This is a genomic window from Lelliottia sp. AC1 (genome assembly GCF_023278595.1).
Lineage (GTDB): Bacteria > Pseudomonadota > Gammaproteobacteria > Enterobacterales > Enterobacteriaceae > Enterobacter > Enterobacter nimipressuralis.
The window spans coordinates 2,023,335-2,049,176 of sequence record NZ_CP025699.1 but is presented as its reverse complement, the minus strand read 5'-3'; the positions used below and the strand labels follow the sequence as shown (position 1 = coordinate 2,049,176).

Here is a 25,842-nt window from a genome sequence, read left to right as displayed (position 1 = left end):
GGGGCGCTGATGACCAGCTGCTGCATCGACTCGTCGTAAGTGATCCGGGCGTCCGGCCATTTTTTGAGGAAGTCGTAGCAGGTCTCATTCCCCGCTTTCGCCAGCTCGTCGAGATGCGTGTCCAGCCCCGTCTGGTGCAGCAGCGCCTGGGTCAGGCAGGGCGTGGCACTTTCACCGGCCCGGGTGGTAATAAATTCAACTTTGGTTTTAAACAGAATATGGCCGTTGAGCACGATATCGGCGGTTTTCACCCCCGCGTCCACCTGATCCGGGTGATAAAATTGCTCAGGTATTTCCTGAGAATCTTTGCGCAGAAAGTCAGCGTCAAAGGCGCTGTCGTTTGCTGCTGCCTGAGAATAAGACGAAACTAAAGCAGACGCTAAAATGAAAGTCTTCATTATTAAATTGGAATGATATCTTTTCAAAAGAGGCCTGCTTTTTTATGACACGTAATCAGCCAGTAATTAAAATTAAAAATTAATTATACGTAATATCGACAAAGGCTTTGGCTTTGACATTCCCGGCAGTGACGGCCGGTGTCGCCGTATTGGCTTTATAAGCCACTTTGAATTTAAGCTCGGTGTCGCCCGCACTTAATGCCTGGGACTGAGACGGCATACCGCCGTTAATATCAACCAGCGTGGCACCATCATTTTCTAAAATAGCGATACCCACGCCGGTCGCTGGCGCGTTGCTATCGGTATTTAACAGAATAGCGTTATCGACGGTATCGGGTGTGCCGCTGAAAGATACGCGGGCATTTGTCATGGTGGTAATATCACAATCCTGCAGATCGATGGTGAAATCCTGCATGCCCGCGTAGCCGGCTGCAACGTCAAAAGAAGCCGGTGTCACATTCGCCAGTTCAATCAAGGATGACGTGGCGGCAACACCGTTAAACCCCTTCAGAGAACAGGTTGAAGCGGTGACTTTACCCGTAAATGTGATGTCGCCATCTGCAGCAAACAACGCAAAAGGGCTAAGGCCCAGAAGAATAAAGGTGAGTACTTTAAGTTTCATAAAGTTAAATCCTACAAAATGAGTAAATGTTTGTCATAAGGCCAATTCAGTGGCTTTAGGGTGACGACGGGACAATTATAAGAAAATAACTTTATTTCTAAATGCGACATTTTTTATTTCGGAGTTAATAAAACATTAATAATTCACCTTGAATATCTTAAGAGATCTTTCTTGTTAACTAAGAAAAAGCAAGAACAACATTCGAATTAATTCATTAATAAATCAGCCATTGCTTTGACGCTAATACCTTTTACGATGATGATTACCTTATATAAAACAATTTTGGAGCATAACTCGCTATGGTGATCGCTTTACTTGACAACCGGGAGGAATATGAGCAGTGGTATATGCAAATTATTTGTTCCGAGGAAAATACCGAATATCCCAGTCTTCTCAATGCGCATGAAATTGAAACAGCACTGGGAGAAAACCTGCCTTTATCCTTTCCTTGCCTGGCATACCGACAGAAAAATGAGTTTAACTGTCTGGATGAAGAAATCGTGTACATCTATGAAGAAGAGTTTTCCAAATGGATAGATCGAATGGGAAAAGTCAAACGCCCTTCGTGACGCATAAGATGGCGTTACCTTCAACAAATGCTACTATGATTATTAACAAGGAATATCATTGAGCAGGTAATAAGGACTGGAAGTCAGCAAAATGAAACAGGAACGCATGGAGTCTCTTAAAATAAGGAAGTTTGATTTTAACCTGTTGGTGGTTTTAGATGCAGTGTATACCACGGGTAGTGTGAAAAATGCGGCAACGCTGCTACATACCTCTTCTCCCAGCATTAGTCAGTCGCTACAAAAACTGAAGGATTATTTTGGTGACCCACTCTTCCTTCGCGACGGACAGAAATTACGTGCCACCACCATCGCTACGAAATTACATCTAAAAGTTAAAGACAGTCTGGAATCGTTGATCAGTAATGTTGAACATTTTGCAGACGATGAATACCATAACCAATTGGTTATTCAATGCCCAATTTATTTATCCATTAAAATTATTCCGATGATCAGCGCGTTTTTCGAGAAAGAAAAAATCACCTGCGAAATTATCCATCGGGTGAGCGACAACATGGTTGATAGTTTTAGCGATTCGTTATCGTTGCGCCAGGTTGACATGGTGTTTGGTGTCAATAAAAACCTGGGACTCTCAACGCAATCCTTCCTGATTGGTGAGGAAGACTTAGTCTTTATTTGCCGGAAAAACCATCCCAGACTGAAGACGACCTTTAGCGAAAAAGATGTGGTAAATGAAATGTTTTGCTATGTCCATACCGATGAACTCCCTGCCGTAATGACGCGTCAGCGTGTTGAAAACAATCTGCGGTCTGACCGCAACTTTACGCTCAGAAGCCCTTCTTTTATCTCTATTCTCAGCTACATCGAATCATCAAACTCGGTCGCTATTGTCCCCCGCTGGCTGATGCAACGCTTCAAAGATGCCTTTAATATTAAAACGCTGGATACAAAAATTCCGCTGCCGGTTATAGAAATCGCCATGATTTATAATAAAACGAATCTTAATAAAAAAATGAACAGGCGTTTGTTCGCTTACCTGAATGAACGATTCTGAATAAAAATTCAAGACTGAATTCTAAAGTTAAAAGTGTAATTAGCAGATACCCTCGTAGCAGCTAACCAGGTTATACACAATGTCATTTACGCTCAGCCACCGAGAGTTATGAGCGCCTTTGATACTTATACGACTCACAACGGAACGAGTAGATGAAACATCTTCCCAATGAAGATGCATTCAGAACGTGGTTCACAACTGAATATTTAGGCATTGACGGCAAATACCCTTCCATTTTCTCGCCTGATGAGATTGAAATGGCCGTGCAGGATAAAATGCCTCAAGGATTTCCCTGTGTGGTTATTCTCATTCCTGATGGCGGTGTTTATCGATATGGTCAGGAGGAGATTCGTTATTTATATCGCCAGGATATTATCAAATTCGGGCACTATTTTGGTCTCGAATTCAAATAACACACCGTGTGCCAAAAGCGCCGTGAATCTTTAAGCCCGATGCGTTTGCATGTTGTCAGCCGGGGCAAACCCTGCTTTCATAGCCACTTACCTGGGGCATTGATGAACACAACACTGCCGCCCTGGTGCCCCAAAGGTAAAATCAGTTCGCTAACTCATTGTGTTAATGGTGTGATTTCATGAAAAAGCTGTTTGTGCAGTTTTATCTTTTGCTGTTTGTCTGTTTTCTGGTGATGACCATGCTGGTCGGGCTGGTTTACAAATTCACCGCCGAGCGCGCGGGCAGGCAGTCGCTTGATGACCTGATGAAAAGCTCGCTCTATCTGATGCGCAGCGAATTACGTGAAATCCCCCCGCACGACTGGGCGCGAACGCTGAAAGAGCTGGATCTGAATCTGTCGTTTAATATGCGCATCGAGCCGCTCAAGAACTACAATTTAGACCCCCAGACCACACAGCGCCTGCGCGATGGCGATATCGTGGCATTAGACGATCAGTACACCTTTATTCAGCGTATTCCGCGCAGCCATTACGTGCTGGCGGTCGGCCCGGTTCCTTATCTCTATTTTTTACATCAGATGCGCCTGCTGGATATCGCGCTGCTGGCGTTCATCGCCATCTCGCTGGCCTTTCCGGTATTAATCTGGATGCGGCCCCACTGGCAGGATATGTTGCGTCTGGAAGCAGCGGCCCAGCGTTTTGGCGACGGTCACTTTACCGAGCGCATCCACTTTGACAGCACCTCCAGCTTCGAGCGCCTGGGCGTGGCCTTTAACCAGATGGCCGATAACATCAATGCGCTGATCGCCAGTAAAAAAGCGTTGATTGACGGTATCGCCCACGAACTGCGCACGCCGCTGGTGCGTCTGCGTTATCGCCTGGAGATGAGCGAAAACCTGACGGAAGCGGAATCCCTGGCGCTCAATCGCGATATTGGCCAGCTGGAAGCGTTGATCGAAGAGCTGCTCACCTATGCCCGTCTCGATCGCCCGCAGAATGAACTCAAGCTCAGCTCACCCGATCTGTCGGCGTGGATACGTAGCCATATTGACGATGTGCAGAGCGTGAATCCGCAGCGCACATTACTGCTCGATAACAGCCCCGGTGATTACGGCGCGCTGGATATGCGTCTGATGGAGCGCGTGCTGGATAACCTGGTGAATAACGCCCTGCGCTACAGCGAAAGCAGGCTTCGCATCAGCCTGCATCTGAACGGCAGCGAGGCCTGTTTAGCGGTGGAAGACGATGGCCCTGGTATCGCCGCCGCCGAGCGTGAACGGGTGTTTGAACCCTTTGTGCGTCTGGACCCCAGCCGCGACCGCGCCACCGGCGGCTGCGGGCTGGGGCTGGCGATTGTTCACTCTATCGCTCAGGCGATGGGCGGGCGCGTCAGCTGCGACGAAAGCGATCTCGGCGGTGCAAAGTTCAGCTTTAGCTGGCCGATCTATCATCACATCGCCCTGCCTGTCACGGCCTGATGGCGTTACTTCTCATCAGGTAACGCCTGTAAATGCCCATGCCGCACGCCGCGCTGGGCAATCACATCATCGGCGAAATGCTGAATATCTCCCATATCGCCTTTTAACACCGCGATTTCAAGGCAATCTTCGTGGCTGACATGGACATGCAGCGTAGCGACCGAAAGATCGTGGTGATGGTGCTGCGTCGAGACCAGACGCCGCGCCAGATCGCGTTTCTCGTGCTCATACACGTAAGAAAGTACCGCGAATCCCTGCCTGCCATGCTCCTGGGTGGTCTCCTGCGCCAGCGTGCCACGCAAAATATCACGGATGGCCTCTGAGCGGTTGTTGTAACTACGGCGCTGACTAAGACTGTCCAGCATCTCCAGCAAATCATCATCAAGCGTAATTGTGACACGTTGCATCTGATGTAACCTCAAAGTCTGGCGCGACGGCGCACGGGAAATGCGGGAAGGACCGCGTTTTGTAGTGTTTGTCCGGCAGCGGACGCAAAGGTTAATCGCTCACCGACGGTTTGCGTCTCCACGATGTTCCCCGCGTCCATCACCATGACCCGGTCGCAAAAGCGCTCGACCAGGCGTAGATCGTGAGTGATAAACAGGCAGGCAGTACCGAACTGCTGCTGGAGTTTTTTGAGCAGGCGAATCACGTTCGCCTGCAGCACCAGATCGAGATTCGACACGGCTTCATCAAGGATCAACAGCCTTGGTTCAACGGCCAGCGCCCGCGCCAGGCACACGCGCTGAAGCTGGCCGCCGCTTAGCTGCGGCGGGCGCTGAGTGAGTAGCGTGTCATCCAGCTCAACCGCCCGCAGCAACTCACGAGCGCGGGCCATCTGCTCTGCTTTAGACAGGGACAAAAGATGGCGCATCGGTTCACGCAGAATTTCACTCACCGTTTTACGCGGATTCACCGCGCTGATGGCATCCTGAAACACCATCTGAATTTCACGGCGAAACGCTTTTTTCCGGGATCGGTTGAGCTGCGAAAGCGGCGCGCCCTGCCAGAGCACGTCGCCCTGGCTCGGGGATTCCAGCCCTACCAGCAGGCGCGCAAGCGTACTTTTCCCGCAGCCGCTGCGGCCCAGTAGCGCCACGGTCTCTCCGGTTTTCAGACTCATGGCGACGTTGTTCAGCACCCATTCTGAGCGGGCGTATTGATGTGAAAGCGCAGATACGGAAAGCAGTGTCATTGGGTCAACTCCATGCCATACAGGGCCAGATGCGCCGACACCAGCCCGCGCGTCACCGGATGCTGTGGCGCGCGAAACAGCGTCTCAACGTCGCCCTGCTCAACGATGACGCCGTTGTCCATCACCGCCACGTCATCCGCGAGGCGCGCCACGACGCCCATATCGTGCGTCACCAGCAGCATACCGGGCGCGCGGGTTTGCATGATGTCATCCAGCAGATCCAGAATGCGCGACTGGGCCACGGCATCGAGATCGGTGGTCGGCTCGTCGGCGATGATAAACGGCGCATCGCACAGCACGGCCATGGCGATCATCATCCGTTGCAACATGCCGCCGCTCATCTCGAAGGGATAGAGCTTCAGCACGCGTTCCGCCTCGTCCAGCCCGACGGCGTTTAATGCGGTGATAAGCGCAGCGTCATCGGAATTTTTACCCAGCGCCTGACAGGTCTCCCTGGCGTGGGTAGCCATGGTATGCAGCGGATTAAAGGCGCTGCGCGGGTTTTGCATAATGGTCGCGATCTTAATCCCCCGCAGGGAGGCTGGCGCCACCATCTCGCCGTCGGCCAGAATTCGCCCTGCCGTCTGACGCACACCGGCAGGCAATACGCCGAGCGCAGCGGCACAGGTCAGGGATTTCCCGCTGCCGCTGCCCCCCACCAGCGCCAGCACCCGCCCGCGTTTGAGCGTCAGCGAGACGCCGTTGACTAACGTGCGATCCGCCTCGAGCACGATATTCTGCAAATCAATCTGCTTTGGCATCAGTGGGCATGCTCCGTGACCAGATGAGGATCGAGGTGATCGCGCAGGGCGTCACCCACCAGATTAAAGGCCATCACGCTGATAAACAGCGCCAGCCCCGGCCAGAACATCTGCAACGGCTGCGTCCAGATATACTGACGTGCATCGTTAATCATCACGCCCCACTCTGGCGTCGGGGCCGTCACGCCCAGTCCGAGAAATGACATCCCCGCGACGTGCAGCATCATATGACCGATATCAAGCGTCGCCAGCACCAGCAGCGACGGCAACGCCGCCCCGGTCAGATGGTCGACAAAAATACGCACATGCCCGGCCCCCGACAGGCGCGACGCGAGGACAAACTCCCGCTGATGCAGCGCGATCACCAGGCTGCGCACCATCCGCGCGTACCAGGCCCAGTGGGAAAGCGCGATGGCGATGATGACGTTAGTCAGCCCCGTCCCCAGCACGCCCACGAGAAAGAACGACAGAATCGAGGTCGGAAAGGTCATGAACATATCTGCGATGCGCATGGTGAACTGATCCACGCGCCCGCCAAGCAGCCCGGCCGCCCCGCCAATGGTCATTCCCAGAATCAGCACCAGCAGCAGACAGGCCATCACCGATCCCAGAGAGACGCGCGTTGCCGCCAGCAGACGCGAAAAGATATCACGCCCCAGATGGTCGGTGCCGAGCCAGTGCTGGCTGTCGGGTGACAGAAGCCGCGACGGCAGATCAATCACCTGCGGATCGTACGGCAGCCACCACTGGCTGGTGAGGGCAATCGCCGCCAGCAGGGCAATCATCATCATCGCCAGCCGGACAGGCCAGCGTGCAGAACGGTAAAAATTCACGCGTGCGCTCCTTCATGACGACGAATGCGCGGGTCAAGCGCCGCATTCAGCACATCCACCGCCAGATTGCAGAGGACAAAAACCACCACCATGATCAGCGTAAAACACTGAATGACCGGATAGTCGCGGTTAAAAATCGCCGAGACGGCGTAACGCCCTACGCCCGGCCAGGCGAAGATGTTCTCGATGATCATCGTCCCGCCGATCAGCTCGCCGATGTGCATTCCCACCGCCGTGATCATCGGCAGCGAGGCGTTGCGCAAAATATGGCGGCGCTCGGTCTGTTTATGGCTCAGGCCGCGCAGACGCGCCCAGGTGACGTGCCGCTGCCCGGCAACATCCAGCATGCTGGCGCGCAGCAGCCGGGCGTTAATCGCCAGCGACATAAAGGCAATCGACACGGCGGGCAGAATCAGATGCTGCCAGTCGCCATAGCCCATCGCCGGGAGCCATTTGAGATAAACCGAAAAGAACATCACCAGCAAAAATGCCAGCCAGAAGTTGGGCATAGAGACGCCCAGGAAAGAGATCACCCGGACGATGAAATCCGGCAGCCGATCGCGATGGCGCGCCGCCCAAATACCCAGTGGCACGGAGGTCAACAGGATCAGCACCAGCGCCGCACCGGCCAGCAGCAGCGTCGCGGGCAGAAAGTGCATAACGTCGTCCAGCACCGGGCGCTGGGTGGCGAAGGAGATGCCAAAATCCAGGTGCAACGCCCGCCACAGCCAGGTGCCGTACTGCACGATTAACGGCTGATCCAGGCCGAGCATCACGCGGGTAGAGGCCACCATCTCCGGCGTAGGCGGCAGATTAGAGAGACGCAGATAATCCAGCGCCGGATCGCCGGTGCCGAGTCTCAACATCAGAAAGATAATCACCGAAGCGGCGAACACCATCGGGATCAGCAGCAATATGCGCCGCAGTATATAGCGCCACATCAGGGTTTCACCGGCTGGATAAGTTCAAACGGAATGTCAGACGCAATGGGCGCAAACGGGATCACCCCAAGTTCAGGCTTCGCTACCACCATCATCGACACATAGCTAATCGGCAGATAGACCGCGTCGTTGTGCAGGCGGGTCAAAATATCGCGGTATAACGCCTGACGCTGTGATTCATCGCGGGTAGAAAGCACTTCGCCAATCTCTTTATCAATGACGGGCTTATCTGCGAGCCCCAACTGCGCCTGATAATCGGCGTGGGACGGCACGCGCATCGAGCTCATAAAGGCATGCGGATCATAAGGCGCGCCCCAGGTGCGGTTGAAAATCATGCCGAATCGACCGTCACGCTGGCGGGCGTAGATACTGCTCTCCTCTTCCCCCACCAGCGCCACATCGACGCCCACCTGACGCATGTCGGCCTGAATGATTTCCGCCATCGATTTGCTCAGGGCGTCGGTGCCGATATAGGCGAGTTCTACCCGCAACGGTTGACCATTTTTCTCGCGGATGGCTTTACCGCTCACGGCCTTCCAGCCCGCCTGTTCCAGCAGCGTTGTGGCCTGCTTTGGATCGTACTCACGCGGCTTGAGACCGATGTTTGCATAAGGCACTGACGGTGCGAACAGCGTGTCCGCCACTTTTTGCGTGCCGTACAGGGCGTTATCGATCAGGGATTTTTTGTTCACCGCAGAGTTCAGCGCTTCGCGCACCGCCAGATCGTCCGTCGGTGCTTTTGAGGAGTTCAGCGCCAGCATGATCGTTTCAACGGGCTGGGAAAGCTGGGTGCGGTACTGTGCGCTTTGGCTGAAGCGGGCGAAGGTATCGAGAGGCAGCAGCCCTTCGTTACCATACAGCAGGTCAATATCACCTGTTTCAAACGCCACGGCGCGGGTCGTCGGGTCCGGGATCACCTTCACGGTGATCTGCCGGAGGGCGGGCTTTTTACCCCAGTAGCGATCGTTGCGCACCAGCACGTCAACCTGATTAAGCCTGGACTCTTTCAACACCCACGGCCCGGTTCCGATTGGCGCGTTAATGCCGTTCATCGTTTCGTTATTTTTAAACTGCGACGGGGCGATAAAGCGGAACGGACGCGGCAGCGCGAGTTCCTGTAAGAAGGGGTAATAGGCGCTTTTCAGGGTGATTTGCAGCTCAGAGTCGCTCAGGGCTTTAACATCCGTGATCTGCCGGGCCAGCTCCAGCCAGGCGTGGCGCTGGCGGTTATCGAGCACAGCGCGGAAGTTCTCGGCGGCGGCCTGCGCGTTAAAAGGTTCGCCGTTGGAAAACGTGACACCGTCACGAAGCGTAAATACCCAGGTTTTGCCATCCGCCGTGTGGGTCCAGCTTTTCGCAAGCCAGGGTATGACCGAACCATCGGCCTGATACTTCACCAGCGGTTCGTAGACCATGCTCTGAGCGAACATTTGATTGGGTGTATAAAGATGGGGATTGAGCGGTCCTACATTGACGGGCCACGCGGTTGTCAGTTCGTCGGGGGCTGCTGCCTGTGCGAAGAACGACGCGCACGCCAGCAGCGCGCAGACAATACGGCCAGGTCTGGACAAGGATTGCCTCTTACCATTTAGGGGTAGATAAAACGTGTGACGATTTTAGGTTTTCATCATACTTTTTACCTGTTCTGGATCAACCGAGGGGCCGCAAGAGACGGGAAGTATACAAATTTCGTATATTTAACCCCCAATTGATAAGCATCCTGTGTCCCTGCCAGACCTATTCCGCACCGTAGCCTGACCCGGCGCACTGTGCTATATAATAAGTATGTTGTAACTACTGCGAGCGTTTTATGGCGACCTACGATCTTCTCGAGCGGCTGAACTCCACCTTTCACCAGATAGAACACGAACTGATGAGCCTGAGCGAACGGCTGAAAACCTGTCGGCTGCTGGCCGCGCGGGTTTTCAGCCTGCCGGACGTGGTGAAAGGCGCAGAGCACGATCCGCTGGATGTGATTGAGGTGAAACAGCACATCGGCAAGGAGGCGTTGGATCTGACGCTGGCGCATTATCGCCATCTGTTTATTCAGCAGCAGTCAGAAAACCGCAGCAGTAAAGCCGCCGTGCGTCTGCCTGGGGTAATTTGTCTCCAGTGCGACACGCCCCTGCGAGAACAGCTTGAAAGCCAGATTGTGCACATTAATTCCCTTAAAGCCGCGTTTGAGAAGATCGTAACCGAAGAGTCGGGTCTGGCCCCTGCCGCGCGCTTTGAGTGGGTGCATCGCCAGTTGCCGGGCCTGATTACCCTCAACGCCTACCGCACGCTGACGCTGCTGCGTCATCCGGCGACCCTGCGCTTTGGCTGGGCGAACAAACATATCATCAAAAATTTCACCCGCAATGAGGTGCTGTCGCTACTGGAGAAGAGCCTGAAATCGCCGCGCACCATGGCGCCCTGGTCGCGCGAACAGTGGATTGAGCGGTTAGAGCAGGAGTACGAGAATATTGCCGCGCTGCCTGCCGATGCGCGCCTTAAAATCAAACGCCCGGTGAAGGTGCAGCCGATTGCGCGCGTCTGGTATGCGGGAGAACAAAAGCAGGTGCAGTACGCCTGCCCGACGCCGCTGATTGCCTTGTACGACGCAGACCAGGGGGCGATGGTGCCAGACATTGGCGAACTGCTGAATTATGATGCGGACAATATTCAGCATCGTTATAAACCTCAGGCGCAGCCGCTGCGCTTGATCATTCCACGGCTGCACCTGTATGTGGCGGAGTGATTACTTCAGGCTGCCTACCATCTCTTCCGGGCGCACCCAGGTATCGAACTCGGTCTCCGTCAGATAGCCCAGCGCCAGCGCTGAGGCTTTCAGCGTCAGCCCCTCTTTATGCGCTTTTTTAGCGATTTCAGCCGCTTTGTCGTAGCCGATATGCGTGTTGAGCGCGGTGACCAGCATCAGCGACTCATTCAGTAGCTGGCTGATACGGTCGCGGTTCGGCTCGATGCCGGTCGCGCAGTGCTCGTTGAAACTCTCCATGCCGTCCGCCAGCAGGCGCACCGATTGCAGGAAGTTATGGATCACCATCGGGCGATAGACGTTCAGCTCAAAGTTGCCTGACGCCCCGCCGAGATTCACCGCAACGTCGTTGCCGATCACCTGACAGCAGAGCATGGTCATGGCTTCGCACTGAGTCGGGTTCACTTTGCCCGGCATGATGGAGCTGCCCGGCTCGTTTTCCGGAATACTGATTTCTCCGATCCCGCAGCGCGGCCCGGAGGCCAGCCAGCGCACGTCGTTGGCGATTTTCATCAGCGAGGCCGCCAGCCCTTTCAGCGCACCGTGGGCGTGGACAAGCGCATCGCAGGTACCGAGCGCTTCGAATTTATTCGGCGCGGTCACAAACGGCTGCCCGGTGATCGCGGCCAGCTCTTTCGCCACGCGTACGGCATATTCCGGATGGGTGTTCAGCCCCGTCCCCACCGCTGTACCGCCCAGCGCCAGCTCCGAGAGGTGCGGCAGGCTATGGTCGATATGCTTGAGGTTGTGCTCCAGCATCGCCACCCAGCCGGAGATCTCCTGCCCGAGGGTCAGCGGCGTGGCGTCCTGCAGATGGGTACGACCAATTTTGACGATGTCAGCGAACGCCTGCGATTTTGCCGTCAGAGTCTGGGTCAGCACTTTCAGCTGCGGAATGAGATGCTCGCGCAGGCCGATGATCGCCGCCACGTGCATCGCGGTCGGGAATACATCGTTAGAACTTTGGCTTTTATTGACGTCATCGTTCGGGTGTACTTTGCGCTCCATCCCGCGTACGCCGCCCAGCAGTTCGCTCGCGCGGTTAGCCAGCACCTCGTTCATGTTCATGTTGCTTTGGGTGCCGGAGCCGGTCTGCCAGATGGCAAGGGGGAATTCGTCCGGGTGTTTATCGGCCAGCACTTCGTCGGCGGCGCTGATGATAGCGGTGGCTTTTTCGGCGGACAGCAGACCCAGATCCTGGTTGACCTTCGCGGCTGCGCGTTTGGTGAGCGCCAGGGCGTGGATCAGCGAGACGGGCATTTTCTCCGTCGAGATGCGGAAATGTTCCAGCGAGCGCTGAGTTTGCGCGCCCCATAGCTTGTCAGCCGGGACGTCGATTGCGCCCATGGAATCTTTCTCGCGGCGTTGCGTTGTCATTACTTTCTCCTTGATAACAATGAAATGGGGGACATTGCTCACATGCTGGATTAAGTATTGTTTGCTTCAGGAAAACGGTATGGCGCTTTGTGCGCTCTTGTGGTGAGTCGTGCCGGGTGAAGCGAAACCGCCACCCGGCACAAAAACTACTTAACGCACGCTGAACACTGGGACGACTGGATCTGTTTGAAGAAGTCGTTGCCTTTGTCATCCACAAGGATAAACGCCGGGAAATCTTCCACTTCAATTTTCCAGATGGCTTCCATCCCCAGTTCAGGATATTCCACGCACTCCAGGCTCTTAATACTGCCCTGTGCCAGCACCGCTGCCGGGCCGCCGATGCTGCCGAGATAGAATCCGCCGTGTTTGTGGCAGGCATCCGTCACCTGCTGGCTGCGGTTGCCTTTTGCCAGCATGATCATGCTCCCGCCGTTGGCCTGCAGCTGATCCACGTAGGAGTCCATGCGCCCTGCCGTTGTCGGGCCGAGTGAACCAGAGGCATAACCTTCCGGGGTTTTCGCCGGGCCTGCGTAGTAGATCGGGTGATCTTTCACGTACTGCGGCAGACCTTCGCCCTTATCCAGACGCTCCTGCAATTTCGCGTGAGCGATGTCGCGGCCAACGATAATGGTGCCGTTCAGCGACAGACGCGTGGAGACCGGGTATTGCGACAGCTGGGCCAGGATTTCGCTCATCGGACGGTTGAGATCGACATGCACCGCTTCACCTTCACCGGCCTGACGCAACTCCTGCGGAATGTATTTCCCCGGATTGTTTTCCAGTTTTTCGATCCAGATACCGTCGCGGTTGATCTTCGCTTTGATATTGCGATCCGCGGAGCAGGAGACGCCCATCCCGACCGGACAAGACGCACCATGGCGCGGCAGACGGATGACGCGGATATCGTGAGCAAAATATTTGCCGCCGAACTGAGCGCCTAAGCCTAAATTCTGCGCTTCTGTCAGCAACTCCTGTTCGAGCTGAACGTCGCGGAACGCCTGACCGTGTTCGTTCCCTTCCGTTGGCAGGCCGTCATAGTATTTGGTCGACGCCAGTTTGACGGTTTTCAGGGTGCTTTCCGCCGACGTCCCGCCGATAACAAACGCGATGTGATACGGCGGACAGGCTGCCGTGCCAAGCGTGCGCATCTTCTCGACCAGGTAATTTTTCAGCTTGCCCGGCGAAAGCAGCGCTTTGGTTTCCTGGTACAGATAGGTTTTGTTCGCGGAGCCGCCGCCTTTGGCGATGCACAGGAATTTGTACTCGTCGCCGTCGACGCTGTAGAGGTCGATCTGCGCCGGCAGGTTAGTGCCGGTGTTCACCTCTTTATACATATCCAGCGCCGCGTTTTGCGAATAGCGCAGGTTATCTTCGATGTAGGTGTTGTAGACACCGTGCGCCAGCGCCGCTTCGTCACCGCCGCCGGTCCAGACGCGCTGGCCTTTTTTGCCGGTGATGATCGCCGTGCCCGTGTCCTGACAGGTCGGCAGAATGCCTTTCGCAGCAATATCGGAGTTACGCAGGAACTGCAGCGCGACGTATTTGTCGTTTTCGCTGGCCTGCGGATCGCTCAGGATATCGGCAACCTGCTGCTGATGCGCGGGGCGCAGCATGAAGGAGGCATCGTGGAAGGCGTGCTGCGCCAGTAAGGTCAGCGCCTGCGGGTCAACTTTGAGGATCTCCTGCCCTTCGAATTCAGAGACAGAGACGTGATCGGATGTTAACAGATAGTATTCGGTCTGATCCTTTGCCAGCGGGAAAGGATCTTGATAATGAAAGGGTTTGTTCGACATTGTTCTCTCACTTACTGCTTCGGTCTGGTTATTTAAGAGGAGATGTTCCGCTGCCCTGCTTAAAAGCGAGTTTGCTTATCCTACACAATTTTTTAACAAAAACTGAGACTAGTACGACTTTTTACATGCGCAGGTTACTTCCGGGCGGTTTATTGCTTTAATACGCGAAGATAATTCCACATTTGAAACAGGGCTTGATAATGCAAAAACTCATCAACTCAGTGCAGAACTATGCCTGGGGAAGTCAAACTGCGTTAACGGATCTCTACGGTATCGCCAATCCTGACAACCTGCCGATGGCAGAGCTGTGGATGGGCGCGCATCCGAAGAGCAGCTCAAAAATTGAAGATGCCAGCGGCCAGGTACGCGCTCTGCGCGAGGTGATCGACGCGGACAAAGCGACGCTCCTGGGCGATGCCGTGGCCCAGCGTTTCGGCGAACTGCCGTTCCTGTTCAAGGTGCTTTGCGCCGCCCAGCCGCTCTCCATTCAGGTGCACCCGAACAAGAAAGCGTCTGAAATAGGTTTTGAGAAAGAGAATAAAGCCGGTATCCCACTGGATGCCGCCGAACGTAACTACAAAGATCCGAACCATAAGCCAGAGCTGGTGTTCGCGTTAACGCCGTTCCTGGCGATGAACGCCTTCCGCGAGTTCTCGGAGATTGTTTCGCTGCTGCAGCCGGTCGCGGGCGCCCATCATGCTATTGCCCATTTCCTCGAAAACCCGGACGCCGCAGGCTTAAGCCAGCTGTTTGCCAGCCTGCTGAATATGCAGGATGACGAGAAATCCCACGCGCTGGCGGTGCTGAAAGCCGCCCTCAACAACCAGCAGGGTGAACCCTGGCAGACCATTCGCCTGATTTCTGAGTTCTACCCGAACGACAGCGGCCTCTTCTCTCCGCTGCTGCTGAACGTGGTGAAACTGAATCCAGGCGAAGCGATGTTCCTGTTTGCGGAAACCCCGCATGCGTATCTGCAGGGCGTGGCGCTGGAAGTGATGGCAAACTCCGATAACGTACTTCGCGCCGGACTGACGCCAAAATATATCGATATCCCGGAACTGGTGGCGAACGTCAAATTCGTCGCCAAACCTGCCGCAGAGCTGCTGACTCAGCCGGTGAAAAACGGCGCAGAGCTGGACTTCCCGATTCCTGTCGACGACTTCGCTTTTGCGCTGCACGACCTGAGCGCGACGGAAACCGCGGTCTCACAGCAGAGCGCGGCAATCCTGTTCTGTGTTGAAGGCGAAGCGGTGCTGAGCAAAGGCGAACAGCGCCTGGTGCTCAAACCAGGTGAGTCGGCGTTTGTCGCGGCGAATGAGTCCCCGATCGCTATCAGCGGAAATGGCCGCCTGGCAAGGGTCTTCAATAAGCTATAAGTTTATCGACTCTCTTGCTAAGCTAGTGGAAGACTTAATCACCAGGCGGTTTTTACCGCCTGGTTTCATTTTATGGACAATCATGATGAAAAAATCGGTTATAGCGGTTGGTGTTGTTGTCGCATTAGGGGTGGTCTGGACGGGCGCCTCCTGGTTTACGGGCAAACAGCTGGAGAGTCGTCTGGCAGAGATGGTGGCGCAGGCTAACAGCGAAATCAAACGCACGGCGCCGGAAGCCGGGCTGGAATTAAGCTATCAGAACTATCAGCGCGGCGTCTTCAAAAGCCATATGCAACTGGTGGTTAAACCCGTTGCGGGCACCGAAAACGGCTGGCTGAAAGACGGTCACAGCGTGGTGCTGGACGAAGTTGTCGATCACGGTCCGTTCCCGCTGGCACAGCTGAAGCATTTCAATCTGATTCCGTCCATGGCGTCGGTAAAAACCACGCTGGTCAACAACGAAGCGTCTAAACCGCTGTTTGAACTGGCGAAAAATGAGTCGCCGTTTGTGGTGGATACACGCATCAGCTACGCCGGCGATACAAGCTCCGATATCGCCCTGAAAGCGCTGAATTATGAAAAAGGCGACGAGAAAGTGGCCTTCAGCGGCGGCGATTTCAAACTCGACGCGGATCGCGACGGTAACGTGTTTACCCTGAGCGGCTCGGCGGAAAGTGGCCTAGTTAACGCGGTTAACGAATACAATCAGAAGGTTCAGCTGACCTTCAATAATCTTAAAGCCGACGGCAACAGCCGTATGACCACCTTTGGCGAGCGCATGGGCGACCAGCAAATCAGCCTGGGTAAAATGGCGATTGCCGTGGAAGGCAAAGAGATGGCCGTTCTGGAAGGGATGGAATTGGTCGGTAAATCCGATCTCTCCAAAGACGGTAAGAGCGTCAACAGCCAGCTGGATTACAGCCTGAATAGCCTCAAAGTGCAGAGCCAGGATCTGGGTTCCAGCAAACTGACCCTGAAACTCGGCAATATCGACGGCCAGGCGTGGCATCAGTTCAGTCAGCAGTATCGTGCGCAAAGCCAGGCGCTGCTGGCCGATAAAGAGCTGATGACCAAAAATCCTGAGCTGTATCAGCAAAAAGCGATGGATGCCCTGTTAAGCAACCTGCCGCTGCTGCTGAAAGGCGAGCCGGTGATCACGATCGCCCCACTGAGCTGGAAAAACAGCAAAGGCGAAACCAACTTCAACCTGTCCCTGTTCCTGAAAGATCCGGCCACCGCGACCGGTGAAGCGCAGACGCTGGCACAGGAAGTGGATCGCAGCGTGAAATCCATCGACAGCAAACTGACGATCCCGATGGATATGGCGACCGAGTTTATGACCCAGATTGCGAAGCTCGAAGGTTATAACGACGCCGATGCGGCTAAGCTCGCCAGCCAGCAGGTGAAAGGCATGGCGGCCATGGGCCAGATGTTCCGCATCACCACGCTTGAAGACAACGTGATTAGCACCAGCCTGCAGTATGCGAATGGTCAGGTGACGTTAAACGGTCAGAAAATGCCGCTGGAAGACTTTGTCGGTATGTTTGGTATGCCAACGCTTGGGATGCCGGAACCGGCTGAACCTGCGGCTCCAGCAGTACCGCAGCAGTAATACAGGTATCGCCCGGTCGTTGTTCGCCGGGCATTTACCTACCCGCCGGGTGCGCTGTGCCACCCGGCAGTTCTACGCAGAGAAATCCACCCCTTGCTGCCAGCGGTTTTCCCAGTGCGCAAGATACTCCGCCACCAGATCCGGCGCGTTGTGAATCACAATCACGTTTTCCGAATTCTTAAACTCCGCCGTTTTGGCAAAATTAAATGACCCGGTTTCGACCGTACTCCCGTCTACAATAATCACTTTATCGTGTTGAATACGGTAGTGATTATCCGTTCTGAGCTTAACACCGTTGTGTGCCACATAGCGCATCGCCTGCAGGCTTTTCCCACTAACGTTGCCGTTCTGATCAATCACGATTTGCACATCGACGCCGCGCTTCTGCGCCGCCACCAGCGCGTTCATGATATCCGGGGCGCTAAACGAAAAGGCCATCATGCGGATCGATTTTGTCGCGTTATTGATGGTTTTGAGCACCAGCTCCTGGGCGCCCCCTTCCGGTGAAAAACCGACTTCTATATTGCTGGCGGCAAAGGAGATGGCGGGAACAAAGGCTAAAGCGAGCAGGGTTTTACAGAGTTGCATGGCGGTAATCGTTTTACAGAACTTAACAGGAGCGCAGAATATGCCTCGTAAGGCGGGCAAGGCTCTTGATCTGGATCACCGCCTCCTGATGCCCTCTGCCTAAAAGCGTGAAAAACAGGCGCCTGCCGGGCCGCATTTTTGTATACTGCGCGCTCTATTTTTCCTGGACAGCGGCACAGTCAGCTTTTAAGAATGAACATTAAAACACCATTACTGCTTTTGTCCCTGTTGGTGTTAGCTGGCTGTGGAAACAGTACGTTATCGCAAATGGATATGCCGGAACAAAAGAGTACCCGCGTTGTGGTCGGATACTACGGTCGCGGGATCGACCCGATGATCCAGCAGTACATGCAAGAAAAAGAGGTGACCGGGATGAGTGTCGCCATTATTCAGCATAACGGCCCCACCGAATTTCACAGCTACGGCGTAACCGACGCAAAAAACCAGTACCCCGTCAGCCCGGATACCCTCTTTGCACTCGGCTCACTGAGCAAAGGTGTTACCGCCGAAGTCACGACCCTGCTAGTCAATGAGGGCAAACTCCGCTGGACGGATACGCTCGCGACCTTACTGCCCGAAGGCACACCCTTAAGTGCTGACGCGCAAAACATCACCCTGTTGCAGCTGGTCACTCACACCTCTGGCTTACCGCGCCAGCCGATGGATCTGTTGACTCTCGAAAATCTTGTGCGCTATTTCAGTACCGGCGAGAACTTCTATTCAGAACTCGACAGCGATAACGTGCTCAATTACCTGCGCGATTTCTCTGCGCCTGACTCACACGAACCGCAGTATTCAAACATCGGCTACGCCCTCCTCGGCTATATTCTGCACAGAAAGACGGGGGAATCGATCGAAGCCCTGGCCCAGCGGCTGATATTTCAGCCACTCGATATGCAAAACTCCAGCTATACGCCGGAAATACTGGCGTCATACCCGAGGCGTGCGCTCGGCCACGCAGGGGATCAACCCAAATTGATACGCCGTGGCGAACTGACGCCGGACTGGCATTTTCAGCACAACATGACCGCAGCGGCAAGCCTGTACAGTAGCGCCCGCGATCTGGCGGCCTACGCCCGGGCGCACGTCAGCGCGACGCAGGATAAGGCGATCAACCAGGCTTTCAAGGACGTCACCCGTACTTACTATTATCGGCACAAAGAGGCCGCCAATATCGCGTGGGTGAGTGATGAGACGGACGGCCAGAAAATGACCTATCAGGTGGGGTATATTGGCGGGTATTCCAGTTACATTGGCTTTGATAAACAGAATCAAAATGCGGTGATTGTGCTGCAAAACAGTTTCAACTGGAGTAATTACATCGGCCAGACGATTTTGACTCATCTGGCGAAAAAGCCGCAAAACCGTGCGGCACATTGATTCACATCGTTATTTCGTCGTTACCAGTCGCGCCGACACGATCTGATGCCCGGCCTGGACGTCTGATTTCTCAATTCGCTGCATCATGCGGTCTGCCAGGGTGTAACCCATCTCGCGCGCGGGCGTTGTCGCCCAGACAATAGGCAGATCGTCTAAAGCGTTTTCCCCGACATCCGCAAAAGCTCCCAGCGCCACCTGCTGGTCGAAGAAGGTCTCTACGCCACCCTCACCGCTCTGACGTCCGGCGCGGAGCAGGCCAAACCAGGCCCCCATGGCGATAATATCGTTGTAACAGATCACCGCGCTGATGGTGGGATTACTGCGCAGCAGCGCGCCCATCGCTTCGGCGGCTTTTTTCTGGCTCGATTCGCACTCAACCACCCACTCGCTGTGGAACGGCAGACCGTATTTGATCAGCGTCGAGCAGTAACCGCCCACGCGTTCGGCACGCGTAAGGGACGAACTCTTGCCGCCCAGCCAGGCGATGCGCTGATGCCCGCGACGAATCAGATGCTCGGTCAACATTTGTGCGGCCTGCATGTTATCGGGGCGCAGGATATCGGCTTCATCGAGATAGCTGGCGCGTGAGGCAAATACCAGCGGAACGCCCTTCTGCGCCGCGCGCTCGCACAGCTCGCTCCCCACGCCAGACGCCCCCGCGATAATCACGCCGTCCACGCCCTGCGTCAGCAGCATATCCAGCCGGGAGAGCAGTTGATCCGCTTCGCGCCCGCCGTGGAGTAAAAAGACCATCCGCCCCTGCGCTTCCAGCGCTTCCGTTAGCCCGGCTGTGAGTTCTGCATAAAACGGCGACGTCAGATCGCGCACGATCAAGCCAATCACGCCGCTCTGCCCGCCGCGCAGAGACGCTGCCTGGCGATTACGCACAAACCCCAGTTGCTCAACCGCCTCGTTCACGCGCTGGCCCGTCGCGGGAGAAATGCGCCCTTTTCCGCTTAAGACCAGCGAAACGGTGCTGACCGATACCCCGGCCGCCAGCGCAACATCATTGATGGTGATCTTCTTCGCAACAGACATGTGAACGCGCAACTCCCTGATGTGCAGTCAGATAAAACGTTTTATCAATAGGTTCTATTTATACTGCTAATTAAAGCATGAGAATGTGATTCAGCGCGCACTAAAGTTTGGTAAAACGTTTTATCTTCTCGCCACAATGAAACAGATAAAACCCTTTTAACCATCAAGGAGTCGTTTTATGACGGCGAAAGCAGCACAAAAAATATCGCTGTGGGAGTTTTTCCAGCAACTGGGTAAAACCTTTATGTTGCCGGTGGCTCTGCTCTCCTTTTGCGGGATCATGCTCGGGATCGGCAGCTCACTCAGCAGCCATGATGTCATTACCCTGATCCCCTTCCTCGGCAACCCGGTGCTGCAGGCGATCTTCATCTGGATGAGTAAAGTCGGCTCCTTTGCCTTTAGCTTCCTGCCCGTCATGTTCTGTATCGCAATCCCGCTGGGGCTGGCGCGCGAGAACAAAGGCGTGGCGGCGTTTGCCGGTTTTGTCGGCTACGCGGTGATGAATCTGGCGGTGAATTTCTGGCTGACCGCTAAAGGTATTCTGCCCACCACCGACGCGGCAGTGCTGAAAGCGAACAACATTCAGAGCGTGCTGGGTATTCAGTCGATCGACACCGGGATCCTCGGTGCGGTTATTGCCGGTGTGATTATCTGGATGCTGCACGAGCGCTTCCACAATATCCGTCTGCCGGACGCCCTGGCCTTCTTCGGCGGTACCCGCTTTGTGCCGATTGTCACCCTGGTGGTCATGGGTCTGTTTGGTCTGGTGATCCCGCTGATCTGGCCGGTCTTCGCGATGGGGATTACGGCCATTGGCCGCATCATCAACAGCGCAGGCGATTTCGGCCCGATGATTTTCGGTACCGGTGAACGTCTGTTGCTGCCGTTCGGTTTACAGCACATTCTGGTCGCGCTGATTCGCTTTACCGAAGCGGGCGGCACGATGGACGTGTGCGGCCACGACGTGAGTGGCGCGCTGACTATCTTCCAGGCGCAGCTGAGCTGCCCGACCACCCACGGCTTCTCTGAAAGTGCGACCCGCTTCCTGTCCCAGGGTAAAATGCCGGCCTTCTTAGGCGGCCTGCCGGGTGCGGCGCTGGCGATGTACCACTGCGCGCGCCCTGAAAACCGTCATAAAATTAAAGGCCTGCTGATCTCCGGCGTCATCGCCTGCGTGGTAGGCGGAACGACTGAGCCAATCGAGTTCCTGTTCCTGTTCGTTGCACCTGTGCTGTATCTCATTCACGCGGTACTGACCGGTCTGGGCTTCACCGTGATGGCGGTGCTGGGTGTGACCATCGGTAACACCGACGGCAACGTGATTGACTTCGTGGTGTTTGGCATCCTGCACGGTCTGTCGACCAAGTGGTATCTGGTGCCGGTTGTGGCGGCTATCTGGTTTGCGGTGTACTACGGTATCTTCCGCTTCGCCATCACCCGCTTTAATCTGAAAACACCGGGCCGCGATACCGATACCGCCAGCAGCGTGGAACAAGCCGTTGTGGGTACCGTTGGTAAATCCGGCTACAACACGCCTGCGATTCTGGCGGCACTGGGCGGCGCGGATAACATCACGTCTCTCGATAACTGCATCACCCGCCTGCGTCTGTCGGTGAACGATATGTCCAAGGTGGACACCAACGCCCTGAAGGCCAACCGGGCCATCGGCGTGGTACAGTTAAATCAGCATAATTTGCAGGTGGTGATTGGGCCGCAGGTCCAGTCGGTTAAAGATGAGCTATCGACGCTGATGCGAACGGTAGAAGCCTGACACCTCACCCCCCTTCTGGCGAAGGGGGTTTTGACTTTAAGGACGAGCGCTATGTTTGATTTTTCAACCGTCGTCGATCGCCACGGGGCCTGGTGTACCCAATGGGATTACGTTGCCGACCGCTTCGGTGCCGACGATCTGCTGCCCTTTACCATTTCCGATATGGATTTTGCCACCGCACCGTGCATCATCGACGCGCTCAATCAGCGCATCAGTCACGGCGTGTTTGGCTACAGCCGCTGGAAAAACGACGAATTTCTCGCCGCCGTTGCGCACTGGTTCCAGCAGCGTTTTCACAGCCAGATTGATACGAACACCCTGGTGTACGGTCCGTCGGTCATTTATATGGTTTCCGAGCTGATCCGCGTGTGGTCGAAACCCGGCGACGGCATCGTGGTGCATACCCCCGCCTACGATGCGTTTTACAACGCCATCCAGGGCAACGATCGCAACGTCGTTCCGGTCGCAATGCAAAAAAACACAGCCGGCTGGGAGTGCGATATGGCCAGCCTGGAAGCCGCGCTGGCGAAACCGGAAAACACGATTTTATTGCTTTGCAGCCCGCAAAATCCGACCGGTAAAGTCTGGACGCGCGACGAGCTGAACACCATGGCCGAGCTGTGCGCGCGCTACGATGTGGCGGTGATCAGCGACGAAATCCACATGGATATGGTGTGGGGCGACCATCAGCATACGCCGTGGAACGAGGTGGCGCGCAGAAAATGGGCGCTACTGACGTCGGGCTCCAAAAGCTTTAATATTCCGGCGCTTACCGGGGCGTATGGGCTGATTGGCGACGATGAAAGTCGCGCAAGCTATCTTAACGCCCTGAAGGGCCGCGACGGACTTTCATCTCCGTCCGTGCTGGCACTGACGGCGCATATCGCCGCCTATCAGCAGGGCGAGCCGTGGCTGGATGCCCTGCGTGCCTATCTGGAGGCGAATTTGCGCTATGTGGCTGAGCAACTCAACGCTGCATTCCCGCAGCTGAACTGGCAGCCGCCGGAAGCGACCTATCTGGCATGGATTGATTTGAGTGCGCTCGGTATCGACGACAAAGCGCTGCAGAACGTACTCATTGAGCAGCAAAAAGTCGCGATCATGCCAGGTTACACCTACGGTGTGGAGGGTAACGGGTATGTACGCCTGAATGCAGGATGTCCACGCAGTAAACTGGAACAGGGCGTTGAGCGGCTGATTGCGGGGATTCATTCTCTGCTCTGACAGGTTGCGCAATGGAATATTCCATTGCGCAAATAGCTTTTTACCCGCAAATGTTTTTATAATGTGGCGCACTTTAACCAGAAAATGAGTGCGACCATGATTGATACCCGCCTTCCCCTTACCGATATTCACCGTCACCTTGATGGCAACATTCGTGCCCAAACCATTCTCGATCTTGGCCGCCAGTTTAATTTGTCCCTGCCCGCTCAAACTGTTGAGACACTCATTCCCCACGTCCAGGTGACGGCGAACGAACCGGATCTGGTGAGCTTCCTCAGCAAGCTGGACTGGGGCGTGAAAGTGCTGGCGTCGCTAGATGCCTGCCGTCGCGTGGCGTTCGAAAATATCGAAGATGCGGCGCGCAATGGCCTGCATTATGTCGAACTGCGTTTTTCCCCAGGCTATATGGCGATGACCCACAATCTGCCCGTCGACGGCGTGGTGGAAGCGGTTATCGCAGGCGTGCGCGAAGGCTGTAAGGCGTTTAACGTACAGGCGAATCTGATTGGTATTATGAGCCGTACCTTCGGCGAAGCGGCCTGTCTGCAGGAGCTGGAAGCGCTGCTGGCCCATCGCGATCAGATCACCGCCGTCGATCTGGCGGGTGATGAACTTGGCTTCCCCGGCAGCCTGTTCCTCTCTCATTTCAACCGTGCGCGCGACGCGGGCTGGCATGTTACCGTTCATGCGGGCGAAGCGGCCGGTCCGGAAAGTATCTGGCAGGCAATTCGTGAGCTGGGTGCCGAGCGTATCGGCCACGGCGTGAAAGCCGTTGAAGACCGGGCGCTGATGGATTTCCTGGTCGAGCAGCGCATCGGCATCGAATCCTGTCTGACGTCTAACATTCAGACCAGCACCGTTGCGTCACTGGCGCAGCATCCGCTGAAGACGTTCCTCGCGCACGGCGTGCTGGCGACGCTGAACACCGACGATCCGGCAGTTCAGGGTGTCGATATTATTCATGAGTATAATGTTGCCGCGCCGCAGGCGGGACTGAGCCGCGAAGAGATTCGTCAGGCGCAGATCAACGGCCTGGAAATTGCGTTCTTGAGCGCGGCTGAAAAACAGGCCCTGCGCGATAAAGTCGCAGGCTAAGAAGTAAAAGGCCGGCAAATTTGCCGGCCTTTTTTATTACGCCAGACAGAGCGTCGAGCGGTGTTTCGCTGATTCGATGCCCAGCTCAATCAGTTCCATAATCTGAATCGCCTGGCTTGCCGGAACCGGGTTTTCACCCGTGCCGTTCAGGGCATCGCGGATCGCCGCATAATAGGCCGGATAGTTCCCCGGCAGGGTCAGCCAGGTTTCCTGCACCTGCTCCTCCCCTTCGACACGCGTTAACACGCCGTCACGCATATCGTAGCCCCAGTCTTCCTGCGGCAGGCGTTCGCCGTTTTTCAGACGGTCTTCCTGCGGGTCCAGACCAAACTTCACGTAGCTCCCGCGCGTACCGTGCACGATATAGCGCGCAGATTCGGCCGCCGCCAGCATGGTGCCGTGCAGCACCACACGACGCTGCGGATAGGTCAAAATCGCGTGGAAATAGTCCGTGGCCTGTGCGCCCGGGCGCAGCTGCGCCAGATCGACCGTCACGCTGACCGGCAGACCAAACAGATTCACCGCTTGATCCAGCAAATGCGGGGCCAGATCGTACCAGATACCGCTGCCCGGACCGGCCTGCTCGCGCCAGCGGTTACGTACCTGTGGGCGGAAACGATCGAAATGGGATTCGAAGTACGCCACTTCACCCAGCGTCCCTTCGTTCATCAGCGCCTTAAGTGTGAGGAAATCACTGTCCCAGCGACGGTTGTGGAATACCGACAGCAGACGTCCCAGACTTTTTGCCAACGCGTCCAGCTCGCGTGCCTGAGACAGCGTCACGGTAAAGGGCTTATCCACCACCACATGCTTACCCGCTTCCAGCGCCGCTTTCGCCAGCGGGAAGTGGGTGTCGTTTGGCGTGGGGATGACGATTAAATCGATATTCGGATCGTTAAACAGGTGCTTAGGTTCAGACACTACCGGAACCGCAGGCCAGTCGGCATGCACTTTCGACGCATCGCTGCTTGAAACTGCCGCCAGCTCCATTCCAGGCGTACCGGCAATCAGCGGTGCGTGAAACGTCTTGCTCGCATAACCATAACCAATTAATCCGACGCGGATTTTGTCACTCATGTCGTTGCCTCTCGTCTTGTCTTTCACTCATTTCACACTATCAACAAGCCTGTCACAACCGTTTTGTAATGGATTACAAAAAGTAAAACAGCACGACTGACCAGCGGTCTTTGTTACAATTATATAACCTGCTGAATTCATACAGAGAAACCGTTCCCAAAGGACTTGCGATAGCGGAAATCGCGCTGTAACATTCTCAATCTGTATTTATGGATAAATCACAAACAAGAATCATGACGTCAATTATCAATCGAATCGTTGAATTAGCAGGATGGGTTGTCCTGGGTGTTTCCGTCATTTTACTCGGCGTTGCCAGCCATATTGATAACTACCAGCCACCAGAACCGGTTGCGGCGTCTCAGACCAAATAAGTTCTGCTGGCAAAAGAGTGACATATCCTGTCAGTTGCCGGTTGCCAGCCACGGTCATCAGAGTTAACCTTCTTCTGCAGGCGTCGTCCGACGCCTAAAACTTTCAAAGAAAACTCCTAATTTAGTCTTAACCCTTAAGTGGGTTGTTTACGTCTTTATT

25 protein-coding genes are annotated in these 25,842 nt (G+C 55.2%); 12 read left to right on the top strand and 13 right to left on the bottom strand.

Features of this window, described 5'->3' with window-relative positions; all coding sequences use genetic code 11:
• Together C0560_RS09720 and C0560_RS09715 are read right to left on the bottom strand one after the other, a co-directional pair.
• A partial coding sequence (locus C0560_RS09720) for a FimD/PapC N-terminal domain-containing protein (protein WP_305884095.1) occupies positions 1-398 on the bottom strand: 398 nt, incomplete at its 3' end.
• Positions 399-477: 79 nt separating this feature from the next.
• Positions 478-1,020, bottom strand: a complete 543-nt coding sequence (locus tag C0560_RS09715; protein WP_248860122.1) for a fimbrial protein — start codon at positions 1,018-1,020, stop codon at positions 478-480.
• A 299-nt stretch (positions 1,021-1,319) separates the two neighbouring features.
• Between C0560_RS09715 and C0560_RS09710 the strand changes: the two genes are divergently transcribed.
• The 4 genes from C0560_RS09710 to rstB all read left to right on the top strand — a co-directional run bounded on the left by C0560_RS09710 (position 1,320) and on the right by rstB (position 4,492).
• The gene (locus C0560_RS09710; protein WP_248860119.1) at positions 1,320-1,589 is read left to right on the top strand and encodes a hypothetical protein; all 270 of its coding nucleotides are present in this window, start codon (positions 1,320-1,322) and stop codon (positions 1,587-1,589) included.
• A 91-nt stretch (positions 1,590-1,680) separates the two neighbouring features.
• Positions 1,681-2,601, top strand: a complete 921-nt coding sequence (locus tag C0560_RS09705) for a LysR family transcriptional regulator (protein WP_248860117.1) — start codon at positions 1,681-1,683, stop codon at positions 2,599-2,601.
• Between the two features lie 152 nt (positions 2,602-2,753).
• Positions 2,754-3,014 carry a hypothetical protein gene (locus tag C0560_RS09700; protein WP_248860114.1) on the top strand — a complete coding sequence of 87 codons (261 nt, stop codon included), beginning with the start codon at positions 2,754-2,756 and terminating at the stop codon, positions 3,012-3,014.
• A gap of 179 nt (positions 3,015-3,193) precedes the next feature.
• Complete coding sequence (gene rstB / locus C0560_RS09695; protein ID WP_248860112.1) at positions 3,194-4,492, top strand: two-component system sensor histidine kinase RstB; 1,299 nt, start codon at positions 3,194-3,196, stop codon at positions 4,490-4,492.
• Positions 4,493-4,497: 5 nt separating this feature from the next.
• Here rstB and nikR read toward each other — a convergent pair whose 3' ends face one another.
• Genes nikR through nikA form a run of 6 tightly spaced genes read right to left on the bottom strand, consistent with a single transcriptional unit; the run spans position 4,498 to position 9,793 of the window.
• A complete protein-coding gene (gene nikR, locus C0560_RS09690; protein ID WP_100780361.1) occupies positions 4,498-4,899 on the bottom strand; it encodes a nickel-responsive transcriptional regulator NikR in 402 nt (133 codons plus the stop codon).
• 11 nt (positions 4,900-4,910) lie between these two features.
• Complete coding sequence (gene nikE, locus C0560_RS09685) at positions 4,911-5,687, bottom strand: nickel import ATP-binding protein NikE (RefSeq protein WP_248860111.1); 777 nt, start codon at positions 5,685-5,687, stop codon at positions 4,911-4,913.
• Positions 5,684-6,448 (bottom strand): nickel import ATP-binding protein NikD, encoded by a 765-nt coding sequence (gene nikD, locus C0560_RS09680; protein WP_248860109.1) that lies wholly within the window; start codon positions 6,446-6,448, stop codon positions 5,684-5,686. The genes nikE and nikD overlap by 4 nt, the downstream gene beginning before the upstream one ends.
• Entirely contained in the window at positions 6,448-7,281 is an 834-nt protein-coding gene (gene nikC / locus C0560_RS09675; protein WP_248860107.1) for a nickel ABC transporter permease subunit NikC, read from the bottom strand. Before nikC ends, nikD begins: the two co-directional genes overlap by 1 nt.
• Complete coding sequence (nikB, locus tag C0560_RS09670; protein WP_123428917.1) at positions 7,278-8,222, bottom strand: nickel ABC transporter permease subunit NikB; 945 nt, start codon at positions 8,220-8,222, stop codon at positions 7,278-7,280. Before nikB ends, nikC begins: the two co-directional genes overlap by 4 nt.
• Complete coding sequence (gene nikA / locus C0560_RS09665; protein WP_248860105.1) at positions 8,222-9,793, bottom strand: nickel ABC transporter substrate-binding protein; 1,572 nt, start codon at positions 9,791-9,793, stop codon at positions 8,222-8,224. Before nikA ends, nikB begins: the two co-directional genes overlap by 1 nt.
• Before the next feature lie 239 nt (positions 9,794-10,032).
• Here nikA and tus point away from each other — a divergent pair, with 239 nt between their 5' ends.
• A complete protein-coding gene (gene tus, locus C0560_RS09660) occupies positions 10,033-10,962 on the top strand; it encodes a DNA replication terminus site-binding protein (RefSeq protein ID WP_248860104.1) in 930 nt (309 codons plus the stop codon).
• On the opposite strand, the gene fumC is transcribed toward tus, so the two are convergent.
• Positions 10,963-12,357: a class II fumarate hydratase gene (gene fumC, locus C0560_RS09655; RefSeq protein WP_248860102.1), complete on the bottom strand. Its 1,395-nt coding sequence runs from the start codon at positions 12,355-12,357 to the stop codon at positions 10,963-10,965.
• 146 nt (positions 12,358-12,503) lie between these two features.
• The gene (fumA, locus tag C0560_RS09650; RefSeq protein WP_100780369.1) at positions 12,504-14,150 is read right to left on the bottom strand and encodes a class I fumarate hydratase FumA; all 1,647 of its coding nucleotides are present in this window, start codon (positions 14,148-14,150) and stop codon (positions 12,504-12,506) included.
• 200 nt (positions 14,151-14,350) lie between these two features.
• On the opposite strand from fumA, the gene manA reads away from it, so the two are divergent.
• On the top strand, positions 14,351-15,526 hold the full coding sequence (gene manA, locus C0560_RS09645; RefSeq protein ID WP_102103582.1) for a mannose-6-phosphate isomerase: 1,176 nt from the start codon (positions 14,351-14,353) through the stop codon (positions 15,524-15,526).
• Between the two features lie 85 nt (positions 15,527-15,611).
• Positions 15,612-17,138, top strand: a complete 1,527-nt coding sequence (locus tag C0560_RS09640) for a YdgA family protein (protein WP_102103581.1) — start codon at positions 15,612-15,614, stop codon at positions 17,136-17,138.
• Positions 17,139-17,210: 72 nt separating this feature from the next.
• Here C0560_RS09640 and C0560_RS09635 read toward each other — a convergent pair whose 3' ends face one another.
• Complete coding sequence (locus C0560_RS09635) at positions 17,211-17,726, bottom strand: phospholipase D family protein (protein ID WP_123428924.1); 516 nt, start codon at positions 17,724-17,726, stop codon at positions 17,211-17,213.
• A 273-nt stretch (positions 17,727-17,999) separates the two neighbouring features.
• On the opposite strand from C0560_RS09635, the gene C0560_RS09630 reads away from it, so the two are divergent.
• Complete coding sequence (locus tag C0560_RS09630) at positions 18,000-19,106, top strand: serine hydrolase domain-containing protein (protein ID WP_371923374.1); 1,107 nt, start codon at positions 18,000-18,002, stop codon at positions 19,104-19,106.
• Positions 19,107-19,115: 9 nt separating this feature from the next.
• Here the strand turns inward: C0560_RS09630 and C0560_RS09625 are convergent, their stop codons facing one another.
• Positions 19,116-20,144, bottom strand: coding sequence for a Mal regulon transcriptional regulator MalI (locus tag C0560_RS09625; RefSeq protein ID WP_248860098.1), 1,029 nt, complete (start codon positions 20,142-20,144; stop codon positions 19,116-19,118).
• 178 nt (positions 20,145-20,322) lie between these two features.
• Between C0560_RS09625 and malX the strand changes: the two genes are divergently transcribed.
• The 3 genes from malX to add all read left to right on the top strand — a co-directional run bounded on the left by malX (position 20,323) and on the right by add (position 24,234).
• Positions 20,323-21,915: a maltose/glucose-specific PTS transporter subunit IIBC gene (malX, locus tag C0560_RS09620; RefSeq protein ID WP_100780375.1), complete on the top strand. Its 1,593-nt coding sequence runs from the start codon at positions 20,323-20,325 to the stop codon at positions 21,913-21,915.
• Positions 21,916-21,966: 51 nt separating this feature from the next.
• A complete protein-coding gene (locus C0560_RS09615; protein ID WP_248860096.1) occupies positions 21,967-23,139 on the top strand; it encodes a MalY/PatB family protein in 1,173 nt (390 codons plus the stop codon).
• 96 nt (positions 23,140-23,235) lie between these two features.
• On the top strand, positions 23,236-24,234 hold the full coding sequence (gene add, locus C0560_RS09610) for an adenosine deaminase (protein ID WP_181827795.1): 999 nt from the start codon (positions 23,236-23,238) through the stop codon (positions 24,232-24,234).
• 36 nt (positions 24,235-24,270) lie between these two features.
• Here add and C0560_RS09605 read toward each other — a convergent pair whose 3' ends face one another.
• Positions 24,271-25,311 (bottom strand): oxidoreductase, encoded by a 1,041-nt coding sequence (locus C0560_RS09605; RefSeq protein ID WP_102103576.1) that lies wholly within the window; start codon positions 25,309-25,311, stop codon positions 24,271-24,273.
• A gap of 245 nt (positions 25,312-25,556) precedes the next feature.
• On the opposite strand from C0560_RS09605, the gene blr reads away from it, so the two are divergent.
• On the top strand, positions 25,557-25,682 hold the full coding sequence (gene blr, locus C0560_RS09600; RefSeq protein ID WP_181827939.1) for a division septum protein Blr: 126 nt from the start codon (positions 25,557-25,559) through the stop codon (positions 25,680-25,682).
• Positions 25,683-25,842 lie beyond the last annotated feature (160 nt).